At 71.7% G+C, this 15,869-nt stretch carries 13 protein-coding genes and 1 pseudogene; 8 read left to right on the top strand and 6 right to left on the bottom strand.

The features are described from left to right. Positions 1-41 precede the first annotated feature (41 nt). A complete protein-coding gene (locus ACGFW6_RS40130; protein ID WP_393521435.1) occupies positions 42-575 on the top strand; it encodes a transglycosylase family protein in 534 nt (177 codons plus the stop codon). Here the strand turns inward: ACGFW6_RS40130 and ACGFW6_RS40125 are convergent. Genes ACGFW6_RS40125 through ACGFW6_RS40115 form a run of 3 tightly spaced genes read right to left on the bottom strand, consistent with a single transcriptional unit; the run spans position 508 to position 4,744 of the window. Next, positions 508-1,185: an ABC transporter ATP-binding protein gene (locus tag ACGFW6_RS40125; protein ID WP_393521433.1), complete on the bottom strand. Its 678-nt coding sequence runs from the start codon at positions 1,183-1,185 to the stop codon at positions 508-510. The two genes, ACGFW6_RS40130 and ACGFW6_RS40125, sit on opposite strands and share 68 nt — an antisense overlap. Then, positions 1,182-4,268, bottom strand: coding sequence for an ATP-binding cassette domain-containing protein (locus ACGFW6_RS40120; protein WP_393521431.1), 3,087 nt, complete (start codon positions 4,266-4,268; stop codon positions 1,182-1,184). The genes ACGFW6_RS40125 and ACGFW6_RS40120 overlap by 4 nt, the downstream gene beginning before the upstream one ends. After that, on the bottom strand, positions 4,268-4,744 hold the full coding sequence (locus ACGFW6_RS40115; protein ID WP_393521429.1) for a hypothetical protein: 477 nt from the start codon (positions 4,742-4,744) through the stop codon (positions 4,268-4,270). The genes ACGFW6_RS40120 and ACGFW6_RS40115 overlap by 1 nt, the downstream gene beginning before the upstream one ends. Before the next feature lie 156 nt (positions 4,745-4,900). Here ACGFW6_RS40115 and ACGFW6_RS40110 point away from each other — a divergent pair, with 156 nt between their 5' ends. The 4 genes from ACGFW6_RS40110 (at position 4,901) to ACGFW6_RS40095 (ending at position 8,311) form a co-directional block, all read left to right on the top strand. Next, positions 4,901-5,452, top strand: a complete 552-nt coding sequence (locus ACGFW6_RS40110; RefSeq protein ID WP_393521427.1) for a hypothetical protein — start codon at positions 4,901-4,903, stop codon at positions 5,450-5,452. Further along, positions 5,427-6,722, top strand: coding sequence for an ABC transporter substrate-binding protein (locus tag ACGFW6_RS40105; protein WP_393521425.1), 1,296 nt, complete (start codon positions 5,427-5,429; stop codon positions 6,720-6,722). The genes ACGFW6_RS40110 and ACGFW6_RS40105 overlap by 26 nt, the downstream gene beginning before the upstream one ends. Before the next feature lie 69 nt (positions 6,723-6,791). Continuing rightward, positions 6,792-7,250: a hypothetical protein gene (locus tag ACGFW6_RS40100; protein WP_393521423.1), complete on the top strand. Its 459-nt coding sequence runs from the start codon at positions 6,792-6,794 to the stop codon at positions 7,248-7,250. 20 nt (positions 7,251-7,270) lie between these two features. After that, entirely contained in the window at positions 7,271-8,311 is a 1,041-nt protein-coding gene (locus ACGFW6_RS40095; RefSeq protein WP_393521421.1) for a helix-turn-helix transcriptional regulator, read from the top strand. A 40-nt stretch (positions 8,312-8,351) separates the two neighbouring features. Here ACGFW6_RS40095 and ctaD read toward each other — a convergent pair. Continuing rightward, a pseudogene (gene ctaD, locus ACGFW6_RS40090) lies at positions 8,352-9,848 on the bottom strand (cytochrome c oxidase subunit I); the annotation flags it as partial. 496 nt (positions 9,849-10,344) lie between these two features. On the opposite strand from ctaD, the gene ACGFW6_RS40085 reads away from it, so the two are divergent. After that, a complete protein-coding gene (locus ACGFW6_RS40085; protein ID WP_107909159.1) occupies positions 10,345-10,560 on the top strand; it encodes an I78 family peptidase inhibitor in 216 nt (71 codons plus the stop codon). A gap of 90 nt (positions 10,561-10,650) precedes the next feature. Here the strand turns inward: ACGFW6_RS40085 and ACGFW6_RS40080 are convergent, their stop codons facing one another. After that, positions 10,651-11,673 carry a phosphatase PAP2 family protein gene (locus ACGFW6_RS40080; protein ID WP_393521419.1) on the bottom strand — a complete coding sequence of 341 codons (1,023 nt, stop codon included), beginning with the start codon at positions 11,671-11,673 and terminating at the stop codon, positions 10,651-10,653. 433 nt (positions 11,674-12,106) lie between these two features. Between ACGFW6_RS40080 and ACGFW6_RS40075 the strand changes: the two genes are divergently transcribed. Together ACGFW6_RS40075 and ACGFW6_RS40070 are read left to right on the top strand one after the other, a co-directional pair. Continuing rightward, the gene (locus ACGFW6_RS40075; RefSeq protein ID WP_393521417.1) at positions 12,107-13,708 is read left to right on the top strand and encodes an MFS transporter; all 1,602 of its coding nucleotides are present in this window, start codon (positions 12,107-12,109) and stop codon (positions 13,706-13,708) included. Positions 13,709-13,896: 188 nt separating this feature from the next. Then, entirely contained in the window at positions 13,897-15,087 is a 1,191-nt protein-coding gene (locus ACGFW6_RS40070) for an acyl-CoA dehydrogenase family protein (RefSeq protein ID WP_393521415.1), read from the top strand. Between the two features lie 35 nt (positions 15,088-15,122). On the opposite strand, the gene ACGFW6_RS40065 is transcribed toward ACGFW6_RS40070, so the two are convergent. After that, positions 15,123-15,560, bottom strand: coding sequence for a cell division protein SepF (locus ACGFW6_RS40065; protein ID WP_346182685.1), 438 nt, complete (start codon positions 15,558-15,560; stop codon positions 15,123-15,125). Positions 15,561-15,869: the final 309 nt, after the last annotated feature.

Here is a 15,869-nt window from a genome sequence, read left to right as displayed (position 1 = left end):
GCCGCGCAGATCGTGGACAATAAGCTGCCTAGCGTGCTGATATGAAATACGCACCGCTCACGATCGCCCTGGCCACCGCTCTGTTGACCGCCGTCGCCCCGGGCACGTCGCACGCCACGCACGCCCCCCAGGTGGCGTCTCCGCTACCGGCCTCCGGCCCCCCTCCCAAACCCGCGTCCCTGGCCTGTGCCAAGAGTCATTGGCCCTGGGGCTGTGTCGCCAAGTGCGAGAGCGGCGGGGATTGGCACATCAACACCGGCAACGGCCACTACGGCGGGCTTCAGTTCTCGCAGCCGACCTGGGAGGGCTTCGGCGGGCGGAAGTACGCCCCGCGCGCGGACCTCGCCAGCCGCAAGGAGCAGATCGACATCGCCCGCAAGGTCGTGGCGGTACAGGGCTGGGGGGCCTGGCCGCACTGCTCCCGGCGGTACGGACTCAAGGGCCGTATGAAGCTGGAGAAGCCGCAGGCCGACATCGCCAAGCAGCGGCTCAACCCCCGTCTGCTGCTCATGCCGAGGGGGGCGAGGCTGGACGCCGCGTTGCCCGGCGCTCGTACTCGCCCGCCTCTCCGCTGAACACGACGGCGCCCCGCCGCAGTTCGTGAACGAGTGCCGCCCGGCCCCGCAGGACGGGCGGCAGTCGTTGCTCCGCGACGACCACGCACGCGTCGAGGCCGCTCAGCAACTCGTACGTACGGGCGGCGACCGCGGGTGACATGCCCTGCGCCGGCTCGTCCACGAGGACGACACGCGCGCGTGCCAGCAGGGCGCGGGAGAGCGCCAGCATGCGCTGCTCGCCGCCGGACAGCGTGCCGGCGCGGCGCGCGAGGAGGGCTTCCAGCGGCGGGAAGGCGTCCAGGGCGGCGTCATGGGAACGGGCCGCCAGTTCCAGGTTCTCGCGCACGGTGAGGGAGCCGAAGACCGCCTGCCGCTCGGGGACCAGGCACAGGCCGCGGCGGGCGCGCTCGTGGGCGGGTGTCCGGGTCACGTCGACGCCGTCCCACACCACCGCGCCGCCGGACAGCCGTACCGTTCCGGCCAGCGCGCGCAGGGCCGTCGTACGGCCGGATCCGTTGCGGCCCAGCAGGACGGTGAGGCCGGGGCCGGCGGCGGCGAGCGTGACGCCGTGCAGGGCCTCCAAGGGGCCGTAGCGCACGCGTGCGTGGCGCAGCGAGACGGTCGTCATGCGGGGGCCTCCCGGGTGTCTGCCGCATCCAGTACGTCGAGTACGCGGGCGGGTGGGCCGGAGGCGACGATGCGGCCCGCCGCCATGACGTGCACCGTGTCGGCGAGGTCGGCGACCAGGTCGAGGTCGTGTTCGACGACGAGCAGGGCCATGCCGTCCGCCGCGAGGGCCTTCAGGATGCGGGCGAGCGCGGTGACTTCCGCCGTGTCCAGGCCGGCGGCGGGTTCGTCGAGCAGCAGGACGCGCGGGCCGCCCGCGAGGGCACGGGCCAGCTCGACCCGCCGGAGGGTGCCGGTGGGGAGGCCGGCGGCGGGCAGGGAACGTACGGGGCCGTCCAGGCCGAGGAGCCGGAGGGACCTCTCCACGGACGACGGGTCCTGGAGCCTGCCCTGTTCGGCGCCGACGCGGACGTTCTCGGCGACGGTCAGTGAGGGGAAGACGGCCAGTTGCTGGAAGGTGCGGGCGACGCCGAGGCGGGTGCGGGCGTGGGCGGCCAGGTGGGTGATGTCGCGGGTGCCGAGGCGTACTTGGCCGTGGGCGGGGCGGTGGGTGCCGGCCAGGCAGTGGAACAGGGTGGTCTTGCCGGCGCCGTTGGGGCCGACGACGGCGGTGATGTGGGCGGGCGGGACGGTGAGGGTGACGTCCTGCAGGGCGGTGAATCCGTCGTAGCGGGCCTGGAGGTGGTGGGCGGTGAGTGGGGGGTTCTGGGCGGGTGCGGGTGCGGGTGCGAGTGCCGGGCCGGGGACGGGGGCGGGCTCGCGGCCTTCGGCCGCGTTCGGTTTCCCACCCGCACCGCCCGTGCTGGTCTCGTCGCCGGGTGCGGGTGGCCCCTGTGGGGGCCGAGCACCGCCGGCGGCCGCGGCGGGACGCGCCGGGGCCCCGGACCGTCGCGCGTGCTCGGTTGCCGTCGGCTCCCGCGCTCCTGCTGTCGGCTCCTGCGCTGCTGCTGTCGGCTCCCGCGCTCCTGGCGTCGGCTGTCGTGCCTGGTCCGCTGTGGTGCGCTCCGGCGTTCCGTCGGCTGTGGTGTGCTCCCGCGTTCCGTCGGCTGTGGTGGCCGTCCGAGCCCCGTCGGCTGTCGTGGCCGCCCGTGTCCCGTCGGCTGTGGTGGTCGTCCGCGCCCCCGTTGGCGGCCGGTGTGGCTCCCCGGCTGCTGCCTGCTTCTGCCGGGCCGGCGTGGTCCCGGCGCCCGATGCCGTCAGGCCCGTCAAGGTCGGGGGCGGGGGTGGTCCCGGGGGTGGTGGGTGCAGTAGGTGTCGTGCGCGGGTTCCCTGGGGGGTGAGTCGTGGGATCCGGCGCAGGTGGGTCGTCGCCGTGCGGAGAGCCTCGTACGGGCCGCCGGGGAAGCGGCCGACCAGGACCGCCAGCACGCCGATGAGCGCGGCGGCCACCCCGCCGCGGGCGCCCGCGTCCAGGCCGACCAGGAGGGCCGCGGCGGCCAGGGCGCCCAGGGTGCTGTCGGCGCCCAGGACCACCACCGCGGCGAACCAGAGGAGGCCGCGGACGGGGTCGTAGGCGGCGGGGTCGAAGGCGCGCAGGCCCATGCCGAGCATGCCGCCGCCGAGGGCGGCCAGGGCGGCGCCCGAGACGAAGGCCAGGAGCTTGAGGGAGGGCACCCGCACGCCCGCCGCCGACGCCCCGGACTCGTGGTCGCGCATCGCCGCCAGGGCGCGGCCCGTGCGGCCCCGGCGCAGCAGCCAGGTCGCCAGCAGGGCCGCCGCCAGGAGGGCGAGTTCCAGGACGTAGTACGCGCGGTCGCCCTCGAAGCCCGCCGGGCGGCCGAGCGACAGACCCGCGATCGCGTACGGCTGGGCGAAGACGAAGCGGCTCACGCCGACGCCGACCGCGAACGTCGCCAGGGCCAGCGCCAGGCCGCGGCGGCTGATCGCCGGCCAGCCGGTCAGGAGGCCCAGCGGGGCCACCAGGACGACCGCCAGGGCCAGCGCGGCCAGCTCCGGCAGCCGGGGCAGTCCCGGGAAGCGGCCGGCCGCCAGCAGGGCCGTGAACAGGGCACCCAGGCCCGCGTAGGCCGCCTGCCCGAGGGAGATCTGGCCGCCGCGGCCCGTGACGACGACCAGGGACAGCAGCACCACGCCCAGCGCCGGCACCTGCACCGACGTGTGCAGGTCCGAACCCGCGAAGCCGAGGGGGAGCAGGAAGAGCACCATCGCCACGATCCAGGCGCCCGGAGGGGTGGGCACGCGCGCGGTGGAGGTGCGCGGGAGCGCGTCGCGCGTGCCCACGCTCGGCAGGGCCAGCGCCGCGATCAGCAGGGCCACCACGAACAGGTTCGTACTGACCGCCTGGAGCAGCGGCGCGCCCCAGCCCGCCGGATGCAGCCGGGTGAGCTGGCTCTGCGCCACGCCGATCGCCAGCGCCGTCACCACCGCGACCGGCAGACTGCGCATGCGCGCGGCCACCGCGACCGCGACGACCTCCATCACCAGCAGCGGCATGCCGTACGGGTCGAGGCGTACGTACGGCGCGAGCAGGACGCCGGTCAGGCCCGCCGTGAACGAGCCGAACGCCCAGCCCGCCGCCGCGACCCGGTCGGCGTCGATCCCTCCGAGGACGGCCAGCTGCCGGTCGTCCACCACGGCCCGCAGCTCCCGTCCGAAGCGCGTGCGGCGGATCACCGCGCTCACCCCGGCCGCCAGCAGCAGCGCCACCGCGAGCTGACCCCAGGGGTCCGCCGACACCAGTACCGGCGCGTCGTCCCGCGCGCCCTGCCCCCACAGCAGCGCCGCACCGCCCACGAGCAGCACGAACACCCCGATGGACGCGACCAGGGTCTGCGCCGGGTCACTGCCCAGGACGGACAGCGGCCGGAAGACGAACCGTTCCAGCAGCATCCCGATGCCGGGCGCCAGGACCAGCAGCGTCACCACCGCCCCCGCCCACAGCGGCCAGCCCCACTCCACGACGCACTGGCGCAGCACATACGCGCACACCATCGCGATCGCCCCGTGCGCGAAGTTGAGCACCCCGGTCGAGCGGTACGTCACCACCAGGCCGATCCCGGTGAGCGCGGCGGCGCTGCCGACCGAGAGACCGGCCAGCGTGAGGTCGTACGTCAGCGAGGACATCAGTCATCCGCTTCGGCCGGCTCACAGATCGGGCACGGGCCCAGCTCGCCGCCGCGCACCAGCTTCGCGTCGACCGGGACCGCCTCGGCCTTCCCGGCGACCAGCGGGCAGTCCGCCCGGTGCCAGAGCGTGCCGCCGGGCACCATCAGCAGCTCCCCGCTGACCGCGAGCGGGGCCGCGGCGCCCGGACCGGACTCTCCGGCGTCCTCGGGCTCCGCGGCCACCAGAAGGCCGTACAGCTCCTCCACGCGGGCGGCGGCGAGGGCGTTCCGGCCGTGGGTCAGCAGCACCGCCCCCGCGATGATCAGCGCGCCGCCGGGCACCGTGCAGGACGCCAGATACGGCAGCTGACGCTCGGCGAACCGCTCGCCGGAGACGCCGTACCAGCCGATGACGCACAGCACCGCGCCCGCCGCGAGCGCCGCCCAGCCGGCCCACAGGACGGGGTGCACGGTCCGCAGTCGGGCTGTCCGCATCGCTGGCTCCCACACGTCGGGTTCGGGTGTGTGCACACGGGCTTTCTGCGCATGTGCCTGTCCATGTCAGCCAATGGCTTGCACTATGCCTCCTGCAAGCTGACCCTGAAAGCACCGGGCGCGCACGGCCCGGATCGACACCCGGCGGTGAGCCAGATGGTTCTCGGGAGCGACGTCAGGCGGCACACAACGCACAGGGGACGGGGGACGGCGCTGACGGCCGCCCTGCTCCTCTTCCTCGCCCCGGCCCTCGCGGCGTGCAGCGACGACGAGGGAGGCGGCGGCAGCGAGACGCCGCCGACACCGACCGTCGAGCAGTCCCGGACGTCGGCGCCCGCGTCGGCGCCCGCCGACACGCAGGCGGCCGAGACCGAGATCGAGCAGAACTGGCAGAAGTTCTTCGACCCCGAGACCTCGCTGAAGGACAAGCAGACCGTTCTGGAGAACGGCGACCGGATGGCGCCGGTCCTGCAGGCGTTCAGCGGTGACGAGCGCGGCGGGCAGGTCCAGGCGCAGGTCTCCGAGATCGAGTTCACCTCGCCCACCGAGGCGAACGTGACCTACGACCTGACCCTCAAGGGCGCCACCGCCCTGCCGGACGCCTCCGGAACCGCCGTCGAACAGGACGGCACCTGGAAGGTGTCCGCCAAGACCCTGTGCGCGCTGGTCCAGTTGAGCGGCAATGGGTCACCGATCCCGGGGTGCTGAGGCGGCGATCGCCGTGCTGCTGCTGACACTGAGTACGGCGTGCGGCAGCCGGCTGCCGGAGAGCGACTTCGAGCACCGGGACCGGGGCGCACCCTCGGAGCCGGCCGCGGACCGCGCCCCGATCCGCGTCGGCATCATCACCAGCGCCACCAGCCCGGTCGGCGGCAACGCCTTCACCGGCCCGCGCGACGGTGCCAAGGCGTACTTCGACCGCCTCGACGCGCGCGGCGGCATCGACGGCCGCCGCGTCGAGGTACGCCTGTGCGACGACGGCGGCAGCGGCGTCGGCAACAACGAGTGCGTGCACGAACTCGTCGACGAGGACAAGGTCGTCGCCCTGGTCGCCACCACCGCCCTGGACTACGCGGGCGCCGCACGCGTCTCACGCGCGGGCGTGCCTGACATCGGCGGCCAGCCCATCGGGGCCGCCTACGACACCTGGCCGCACCTGTACGGCATCTACGGCAGCCTCGCGCCCCGTGACGGCACGACCGGCTGGGACGGCGCGCAGTACGGCGGAACGGAGGTCTACCGCTACTTCAAACGCGAGCACGGAGCCCGTACGGCCGCCGTCGTCTCCTACAACCAGCCCGCGTCGGCCGCCTACGCCCGGCTCGTCGAACGGGGCCTGGAAGCCGAGGGCTACAAGGTCGTCACCGAGCAGGTCGACTTCGCCCTGCCGAACTTCCGCGCGGTGGCGGCCGACCTCAAGGAGCAGGGCGCCGACCTCGTCTTCGACGCCATCGACACCCACGGCAACGCCCGGCTGTGCGAGGCGATGGACGACGTCGGCGCCGACGTCACCGCCAAGGTGACGAACGTACAGAACTGGACGTCCACCGTCGCCGAGGACTACGAGGACGCCCCGCGCTGCCGCAACGCCCTGTGGGCGACCGGGTCGTCCCGCAACTTCGAGGACACCGGCCAGGCGGCCGTACGCGAGTTCCGGGACGCCACCAAGGGCCTGGAGAGCCACTCCCAGTGGCAGCTGGAGGGCTGGGCGGCGGCGAAGTGGTTCACGGACGCCGCGAAGGCGTGCGCCCCGCGGGGCGTCACGCGCGCGTGCGTCGACGACCACATGAACCGCAGCCAGGAGTACACCGCCGGCGGCCTGCTGCTCCCGGTCACGTTCGAGCGGCTGCCCGAGCCGCCCGAGAGCCGCCGGACCTGCCTGTCGGTGGCCCGCTGGACGGACGGCCGGGGATGGGTGTCCCAGGGAGACATGAACGACACGTGCTTCGAGGTCCCGCAGCTGCCGTACCGGCCGTGACGGGCAACCAAAAGGCCGCGTCGCCGGTCCAACCGACAGAGCCGACAGCCGAGGGAGGAACCGCAGCGTATGACGCCCCTGCCGCAGGCCGCACCACTGCGCGCCGACTGCATCGCGGACTCGGCCGGCGGACTGACCTTCGACGTCACCGCCGTCGGGCCGGCCATGGAGGCTCATCTCGTGCTGCGCCACCGCGAGGGCGACGAGGAGGTGACCCTGCCCCTGAGCCCGGCCACGACCGGCCGCCTGCGCGCCGCTCTGCCCAGCAGCGTTCCCCTGCCGGAGGGCCACTGGGACGCCTACGCCAGCATCCGGGACGAGCACCCTGACCGCCTCGTGCCGGGCGCCATGGACGTCCATCCGGCCGCTTCCCGGGTCCCGTACGAGACACGCGGGGGCAACCTCAGCGTCGAATGCCGGTACGAGGAGACGCCCTTCACGGCCACGCCGTTAGGGGCGCGGGGAACTGCGCGACCGACCCCGACGGACCCGCACCCGCCCGTACTGCCCGCCCACCCGGTCCACTAGGCGACTGGCAGACTCGGATCATGCTGGACACCTCCGCGAGGCTGCTGCGCCTGCTCTCCCTCCTCCAGGCCCACCGCGACTGGTCCGGCGCCGAACTCGCCGACCGGCTCGGTGTCACCCCGCGCACCGTCCGCCGTGACGTCGACCGCCTCCGCGAGCTCGGCTACCCCGTCAACGCAAGCCCCGGCACCGGAGGCGGCTACCAGCTCGGCGCCGGCGCCGAGCTGCCGCCTCTGCTGCTGGACGACGACGAGGCGGTCGCCGTCGCCGTCGGCCTGCGCACCGCCGCCGGCCAGGGCATCGAGGGCATCGGCGAGACGTCCGTACGCGCCCTCGCCAAGCTGGAGCAGGTCCTGCCGAACCGGCTGCGCCGCCGCGTCGGCGCCCTGAACGCCTTCACCGTGCCGATGCTGCGCGGCCCGCAGCCCTCCGCCGTCGACCCCGCCGTGCTCACCGAACTGGCCCACCTCTGCCGGGACTCCGAGTGCCTCAGGTTCGAGTACCGCGACCACGAGGGCGCGTCCACCCGCCGCACCGTCGAACCGCACCGCCTGGTGTGCAGCGAGCGCCGCTGGTACCTGGTCGCCTGGGACCTCGACCGCGAGGACTGGCGTACGTTCCGCGTCGACCGCGTCACGCCCAGGCCGCCGCACGGCCCGCGCTTCGCCCCGCGCACGCCGCCCGCCGAGGACCTCGCCGCGTACGTCTCCCGGGGCGTGTCCACGCGCGCGTACGCCGCGCAGGCCGTCATCCGGCTGCTGGTGCCCCTGGAGGAGGCGGCCGAGGCCGTCTCGCCCACGACAGGGCAGCTGGAGGCGGAGGGGCCGGGCAGCTGCCTGCTGCGCACCGGCGCCGGGAGCCTGGACGTCATGGTGATCCATGTGATGCTGATGGGCTTCGAGTTCGAGGTCCTGGAGCCGGCCGAGCTCGTCGAGGCGATCAGGACGGCTCATGGCCGGCTTGCTCGCTCTTTGGCTCGGGCTGCGGAGCCTCCAGCGCGTGGTCCGGATGGTGCAGATCGAACGCCGGGGACTCCGAGCGGACCTTCGGCAGCGTCGTGAAGTTGTGCCGCGGGGGCGGGCAGGAGGTCGCCCACTCCAGGGAGCGTCCGTAGCCCCAGGGGTCGTCGACCTCGACCTTCTTGCCGTACTTGGCGGTCCGCCAGACGTTGTAGAGGAACGGCAGCGTCGACAGGCCCAGCAGGAACGCGCCGATCGTGGAGACCGTGTTCAGCGTGGTGAAGCCGTCGGCCGCGAGATAGTCGGCGTACCGGCGCGGCATGCCCTCCGCGCCCAGCCAGTGCTGCACCAGGAACGTGGTGTGGAAGCCGACGAACAGCGTCCAGAAGTGCATCTTGCCGAGCCGTTCGTCGAGCATCTTGCCGGTGAACTTGGGCCACCAGAAGTGGAACCCGGCGAAGATCGCGAAGACGACCGTGCCGAAGACGACGTAGTGGAAGTGGGCGACCACGAAGTACGAGTCGGAGACGTGGAAGTCCATCGGGGGCGACGCCAGGATCACCCCGGTCAGACCGCCGAAGAGGAACGTCACCAGGAAGCCCGTCGCCCACAGCATCGGGGTCTCGAAGGACAGCGAGCCCTTGATCATGGTCCCGGACCAGTTGAAGAACTTCACGCCCGTGGGCACGGCGATCAGGAAGCTCATGAACGAGAAGAACGGCAGCAGCACCGCACCGGTGACGAACATGTGGTGCGCCCACACCACGATCGACAGACCGGTGATCGCCATCGTCGCCCCGACCAGCGTCAGATAGCCGAAGATCGGCTTGCGGCTGAAGACCGGGATGATCTCCGTGATGATGCCGAAGAACGGCAGCGCGATGATGTACACCTCGGGATGCCCGAAGAACCAGAACAGGTGCTGCCACAGCAGCGCACCCCCGTTCGCCGCCTCGAACACCACCGAGCCGAACCTGCGGTCGGCCTCCAGCACGAGCAGGGCCGCCGCCAGGACCGGGAACGCCATCAGGATCAGGATCGACGTGAACAGGGTGTTCCACACGAAGATCGGCATCCGGAACATCGTCATGCCGGGGGCGCGCATCCCGATGATGGTGGTGATGAAGTTGACCGCGCCGAGGATCGTGCCGAAGCCGGCCAGCGCCAGACCCATGATCCACAGGTCGGGGCCGATGCCGGGGGAGCGTTCCAGGCTGTTCAGGGGCGCGTAGGCGAACCAGCCGTAGGAGGCCGGCCCGTCCGGCACGATCAGCGACCCCATCACGATCAGGCCGCCGAACAGGAACAGCCAGTACGAGAACATGTTGAGCCGCGGGAAGGCGACGTCCGGGGAGCCGATCTGGAGCGGCATCAGCTCATTGGCGAAGCCCGCGAAGGTCGGCGTCGCGAAGAGCAGCAGCATGATCGTGCCGTGCATGGTGAACAGCTGGTTGAACTGCTCGTTGCTCACGATCTGCATACCTGGCCGGGCCAGTTCGGCCCGCATCACCAGGGCCATGACACCACCGGCCAGGAAGAACAGGAACGACGTGATCAGGTAGAGGTGGCCGATCTTCTTGTGGTCGGTGGTGGTCAGCCAGTCGACGACCACCCGGCCGCCCGGTGGCCTGCTTCGCATGGGCCGTGCCGTCGCCTGTACGGTCTGCGTCCCCATCGCTCGCTCGCCCCTTCGCTCGTCGCGTCCCGGGCCCGCTGAAGCCCGCGTCGCACGCGCCGACGCGAGCTCACGCCATGATGCTCGCGTCGACGGTGCTCCGACAGAGGGCGTACGGAGGTTCTGTGGTGGAACCATGTACTTTCTGTGCGGCGCCGGCTCCCGTGGCCCGCGCGGAATCGAGGGGAAAAGGGGTCCGCGGGCAGTTCTCCGGGCACTTTTCCGCCGCGCTATCGAACCGGTCGGCGCGACACGCGGGAATTACGATCGAATGCCTGCGGAAGGCCCAGAAAATCCCTCGTCCGTGTGACGGTCCGTCGATGTCGAAGTGACCGAAACGCGTGTCGTGATTCTGTGACAAAAGCGTGACCCCGGAGGGACGTGTGACCCCGGACGGCCGCTGCAAAGGTTCACCGTCCGCACTGGCCCGATCCAGTGACGAGGCCCTAGCGTTGACGGCATGGCACCCATTCCTAAACCCCCCGCAGATCCCCAGGACAACCCCGACGCGTATGTCGGACTCGACGCCGACGGGGCCGAGCGGCTCGCCCGCGAACGCGGGTGGAGCACGGTGCGTTCGCTGCCGCCGGGGGCGATCATCACCATGGAGTACCGCGTGGGACGGCTGAACTTCGAGGTGAAGGACGGCCAGGTGGCGCGGGCCTGGAAGGGCTGACACACGGCGACGGCCCCGGTTCCGAACGGAACCGGGGCCGTCGCCGTACGGGCTGGTCGTGCGTACCGAACCCGCGCTGCAGGGGGCGGGTCAGCCGCCCGTGAGAGGGCGGGCCGTCGGGGCCCCGCCTCTGCCGATGCGGTCCGTGTGCGGCGGGCGGCGGCTGCCGGCCGGAGTGCCCGGCGTGCGCTCGCCACGGGCCGTGTGCGGGCCGGGAGCCAGGTGGACCGGCGCCCGCGGGGACCTGGCCGGCGACGACGCCTCGCGGGCCGCGGCCTCGTCGTCGACGGCCGTGGGACGCGGCTTGAGCAGGACGGGGGCCTCGACGGGGGCGGGCGCGGACAGGACGCCGGTCCGCCGGGCGCGCCAGCGGTCGCGCAGGTCGAAGAGCCAGGTCTCGGAGCGGGCGATCAGCGGCTCGAACCACGGCAGGGCGAGCAGGATCAGCAGACCGGCGGCCCAGCCGAGCAGGACGTCGCTCAACCAGTGCGTACCGAGGTAGACGGTGGACAGGCCCACGCCCAGCGAGGTCACCGCCGACAGGGCCGACAGCCAGCGGCGCGCTCTCGGGGTCGAGGCCAGATAGGCCAGGATTCCCCAGGTCACCACGGCGTTGGCGGTGTGGCCGCTGGGAAATATATCGCCGCCCAGGCCCATCTCGTTCGCGCCGATGGTGGTCGCGTAGTGCGGTCCGAGGCGGCCCATGCCGAGCTTGGCGGCACCGACGGTGATGTTCAGCAGCAGCAGCGAGACGCCGAGCGCGAGCAGCGGCCGCAGCGTGTGCTGCCGCCAGGAACGCCAGCCCAGCCAGGCCGCGACCATGACCGCGGTCGGGCCGCGCTGGCCCAGCACCACGTAGTAGTCGACGAACGCGTGGATCTCCGCCCACTGTTGGTAGGGGCGGAAGAACATGACCTGCCAGTCGAGCCGGACGAGCCACGAAGTGATGACTACGGCCCACACGATGGCCCCGTAGAAGGCCAGGGTCGCGGAGAAGAGCACGATCCTGTGCCGGGTCATCCTCGGCACATCGATGTGGGCCGGACGTTCCGGTTCCCGGTCCAGCCTGGCGAAGACCCGGTCCAGACGGGTCAGCTTTCGTTCGGTACGCACCCAATCGACGTTACAGCGAGTGAGCGCAGGACAAGGTCGATTCCACGGCTTTGTGATGACGATGTGATGTGGGATTCCTCTCAGGGGGAGGTTTATTTCCAAGGAATCCGTAATCATCGGCGGCTACATCCTTCAATTCCTTTGATCATTCTGTTGGTTCGTTTTTCGCCGCTTATGAATTCGTTCACCGAATCCTTGGGTGGAATTTTCCTGGGGCTCACCGGTCGGAGCCGGTGAGTGTGGTGTACGCCACACGCGATCGGGTGCGGTCTGAGAGGTCCGCCACTCGGCGCGGACCCGGACTCGCGTACCCTGACGAGTCACTCGCCCTGGTTGCGCGGGCCGGAGACCACCGCTCCTCTCCGGCCGAGTCGCGGGGAGTCCCCACCCCGTGTGCCCGCCGAGGGCGAGGGAACATCTGGGAGGTACGTACATGTCCGGGACGACCACGGCTGCCGCTGCGCTGCGCCGTCGGGCGGCCGGGGCCGGTGCCAACCGCTGGGTCGTCCTCGTCGTCCTCTGCGTCAGCCTGCTGCTCGTCGCCGTCGACGCGACCGTGCTGCACGTGGCCGTGCCGGCCGTCACCGAGGACCTTCGTCCCGGCGCGATAGAGCTGCTCTGGATCGTCGACATCTATCCGCTGGTCTGCGCCTCGCTGCTGATCCTCTTCGGCACGCTCGGTGACCGGGTGGGCCGCAGACGCGTCCTGCTGCTCGGCTACGGCCTCTTCGGCCTCGCCTCCGGCCTCGCGGCCCTCGCGCACGACCCACAGGTGCTGATCCTGGCCCGCGCCCTGCTCGGGGTCGGCGGCGCGATGATCATGCCCGCGACCCTGTCGATCCTGCGCCAGGTCTTCCCCGACCGGCGTGAGCGGGCCCTCGCCATCGGCATCTGGAGCGCGGTCGCCGCGGTCGGCGCGGCGGTCGGGCCGCTGCTCGGCGGCTTCCTCCTCGAACACTTCTGGTGGGGCTCGGTCTTTCTCGTCAACATCCCGCTGATGCTCATCAGCCTTCCGGTGGGCCGGCTGCTGCTGCCCGAGTCGAAGGGCGACCGCCGGGGCCCCTGGGACGTGGTCGGCGCACTCCTCGCGGCGGCCGGTCTGTTCGGCGTCGTCCTCGGCGTGAAGCGGCTCGGCGGCGGGGAACCGGTGGCCAGCCTGTTCACCCTGGTGCCGCTGGTGGCCGGCGCGGTGATGCTGGTCCTCTTCGTGCGGCGGCAGAAGCGGCGGACGTATCCGCTGGTGGATCTCAGGATGTTCGCGCGCCCCGCGTTCAGTACGTCCGTCGGGTGCATCGTGCTGGCGATGCTCGCGCTGGTCGGCCTCGAGCTGATCGCGGCGCAGTATCTGCAGCTCGTCCTCGGTCTGTCACCGCTGGAGACCGGTCTGCGGCTGCTGCCGCTGACTTTCGCGGCGATGGCGTCCGGGCTCGCGGGCGCGCGGATGCTGCGGCGGTTCGGGCCGCGGCGCATGGTGTGCGCCGGGTTCTGTCTGACGGCGCTCGCGGTCATCGTGCTGACCGCCATGGGCGGCGAGGACAACCCCGGGCTGCTGCTGTTCGGGTTCGTGCTGCTGGGCTTCGGCCTGGAGACGACGCTCTTCGGGGCGTACGAGTCGATGCTGAGCGAGGCTCCGCAGGAGCAGGCCGGCGGGGCGGCGGCGATCGGGGAGACGTCGTACCAGCTCGGGGCCGGTATCGGTATCGCGCTGCTGGGCAGCGTGATGAACGCGGCGTACGCCCCCGGGCTGTCGAACGTGTCGGGTGTGCCGGCGTCGGCCTCCACGGCTGCCTCGCACTCGCTGGGGGAGGCGTACGAGGTCGCCGGGCAGCTCGGCGGGTCGGCGGGGGCGGCCCTCCAGCACGCGGCGCGGAACGCGTTCGTGCACGGGCTGCATGTGACGTTGCTCGTCAGTGCGGGGTTGTTGCTGCTCGGGGCCGCGATGGCGTTGCGGTTGCCGCGGACCATGCAGTGCGAGGCGGAGAGTGTGGAGCTGCCGAAGCCGAGGGAAGTCGCGGAGAGCCGCGTCTCCGCCTGACCAAGCCTTCGGCCACCCGCGCACCACCCGTTTTCAGTCCCTTGACGGGTGAACCTCTCCCCAGGGATTCCCCGTCGGCGGCTTCCGGTACGTCTGTGCGCACTGGACGTGCGGGACACTGCGTCGTAGCGTCTGGCGCACAGTCGTGACTAGCGGCGCTAGTTTAATTCGTTGCCGGAGGGTCCTCCATGTCCGCGTCCTCGAAGTTGCCCCCGTTCGATCCCGCCGACCCCCTCGGCATCGACGACCTCCTGGAGCCCGAGGACCTGGCCGTCCGAAGCACCGTGCGGGCGTGGGCGGCGGACCGGGTCGTGCCGTACGTCGCCGAGTGGTACGAGAAGGGCGAGCTGCCCGGGATCCGGGAGCTCGCGCGGGAGCTCGGGGAGATCGGCGCCCTCGGGATGTCGCTGGAGGGATACGGGTGCGCCGGGGCCTCCGCCGTGCAGTACGGGCTCGCCTGTCTCGAACTGGAGGCCGCCGACTCCGGCATCCGGTCCCTGGTCTCCGTGCAGGGCTCCCTCGCCATGTACGCCATTCACCGCTTCGGCAGCGAGGACCAGAAGCAGACGTGGCTGCCCCGGATGGCCTCCGGCGAGGTCATCGGCTGCTTCGGACTGACCGAGCCCGACCACGGGTCCGACCCCGGCTCCATGCGGACGTACGCGAAGCGGGACGGCTCGGACTGGGTCCTCAACGGGCGGAAGATGTGGATCACCAACGGCTCCGTCTCGGGCGTCGCCGTCGTGTGGGCGCAGACCGACGAGGGGATCTGCGGGTTCGTCGTGCCGGCCGACAGCGCCGGTTTCTCCGCGCCGGAGATCAAGCACAAGCTGTCGCTGCGGGCCTCGGTCACCAGTGAGCTCGTGATGGACGACGTACGGCTGCCCGCCGAGGCCGTGCTGCCGGAGGTCGTCGGACTCAAGGGGCCGCTCAGCTGTCTCTCGCACGCCCGGTACGGGATCGTGTGGGGCGCCATGGGCGCGGCGCGGTCCTGTTTCGAGGCCGCCGTGGACTACGCGAAGACGCGCGAGCAGTTCGGCCGGCCGATCGGGGGCTTCCAGCTCACCCAGGCCAAACTCGCCGACATGGCGCTCGAACTGCACAAGGGGATCCTGCTCGCCCACCATCTGGGGCGGCGCATGGACGCCGGTCGTCTGCGTCCGGAACAGGTCAGCTTCGGAAAGCTGAACAACGTCCGCGAGGCCATCGACATCTGCCGTACGTCACGGACGATTCTCGGTGCCAACGGGATCTCGCTCGAATATCCCGTGATGCGGCACGCGACCAACCTGGAATCGGTGCTCACCTACGAGGGCACCGTCGAGATGCACCAGCTCGTGCTGGGCAAGGCGCTCACCGGGCTCGACGCCTTCCGCTGACCCGCCAGGGGGCAGGGCCGGTGAACGGCCCTGCCTCAGCTCTGGTTGTAGAAGCCGTCCTCGCGGTGCGCCGCGCGCTCGCCGCTGATGATCTCCGTGTCGGCCGGCGTCAGCAGGAACACCCGGTTGGACACCCGGTCGATCGAGCCGCGCAGACCGAAGATGAGCCCCGCCGCGAAGTCGACGACGCGCTTGGCGTCGGACGGCTCCATGGCCGTGAGGTTCATGATGACCGGGACCCCGTCCCGGAACAGCTCGCCGATGGCGCGGGCGTCCCGGAAGCTGTCCGGAGTGACCGTGCCGATCCGGCGGCCCTTCTCCTCCGCCACGTCCGTGGCCACCTTGACCCGCGGGTCGGTGACCCAGGCCTCCCCGGGCTCGGTCCCTTCGGAGTAGTCGTCGTCGTAGTAACGCTCGTCATCGTTGTCGTCGACGAGGCCCAGCCAGGCGCTCGCCTTGCGTACCGATCCCATGGACGCCTCCTCTCACAGCGGTCTCTGTTGCCTTCCGCATCCCTATGGTCATCCATGATGCGGACGTCGCGCCAAGTGGATAGACGCCGCGCGGGGGGTTTGTGACGGTACTGGTGCACAGCGCATACGTCGAGAGCCCGTGTCCCCCAAGGGGCATGCCACGTACGGCTGCTGACTGGGAGTGAAATATGATTCTTCGCGGCGTATGGGTGAGGCGGGGTGCGTACGGGTGAACGAGCGGCCGTGGCGCTCGACCCGGCGGCCGGTACGATGCGGCAGCTCAGCGTCCTGGCTACGTCGTAAGAACCT

The sequence above is a fragment of the Streptomyces sp. Y7 genome (genome assembly GCF_043195415.1).
Taxonomy (GTDB): domain Bacteria; phylum Actinomycetota; class Actinomycetes; order Streptomycetales; family Streptomycetaceae; genus Streptomyces.
This window is presented reverse-complemented; position numbering and strand designations above follow the sequence as displayed.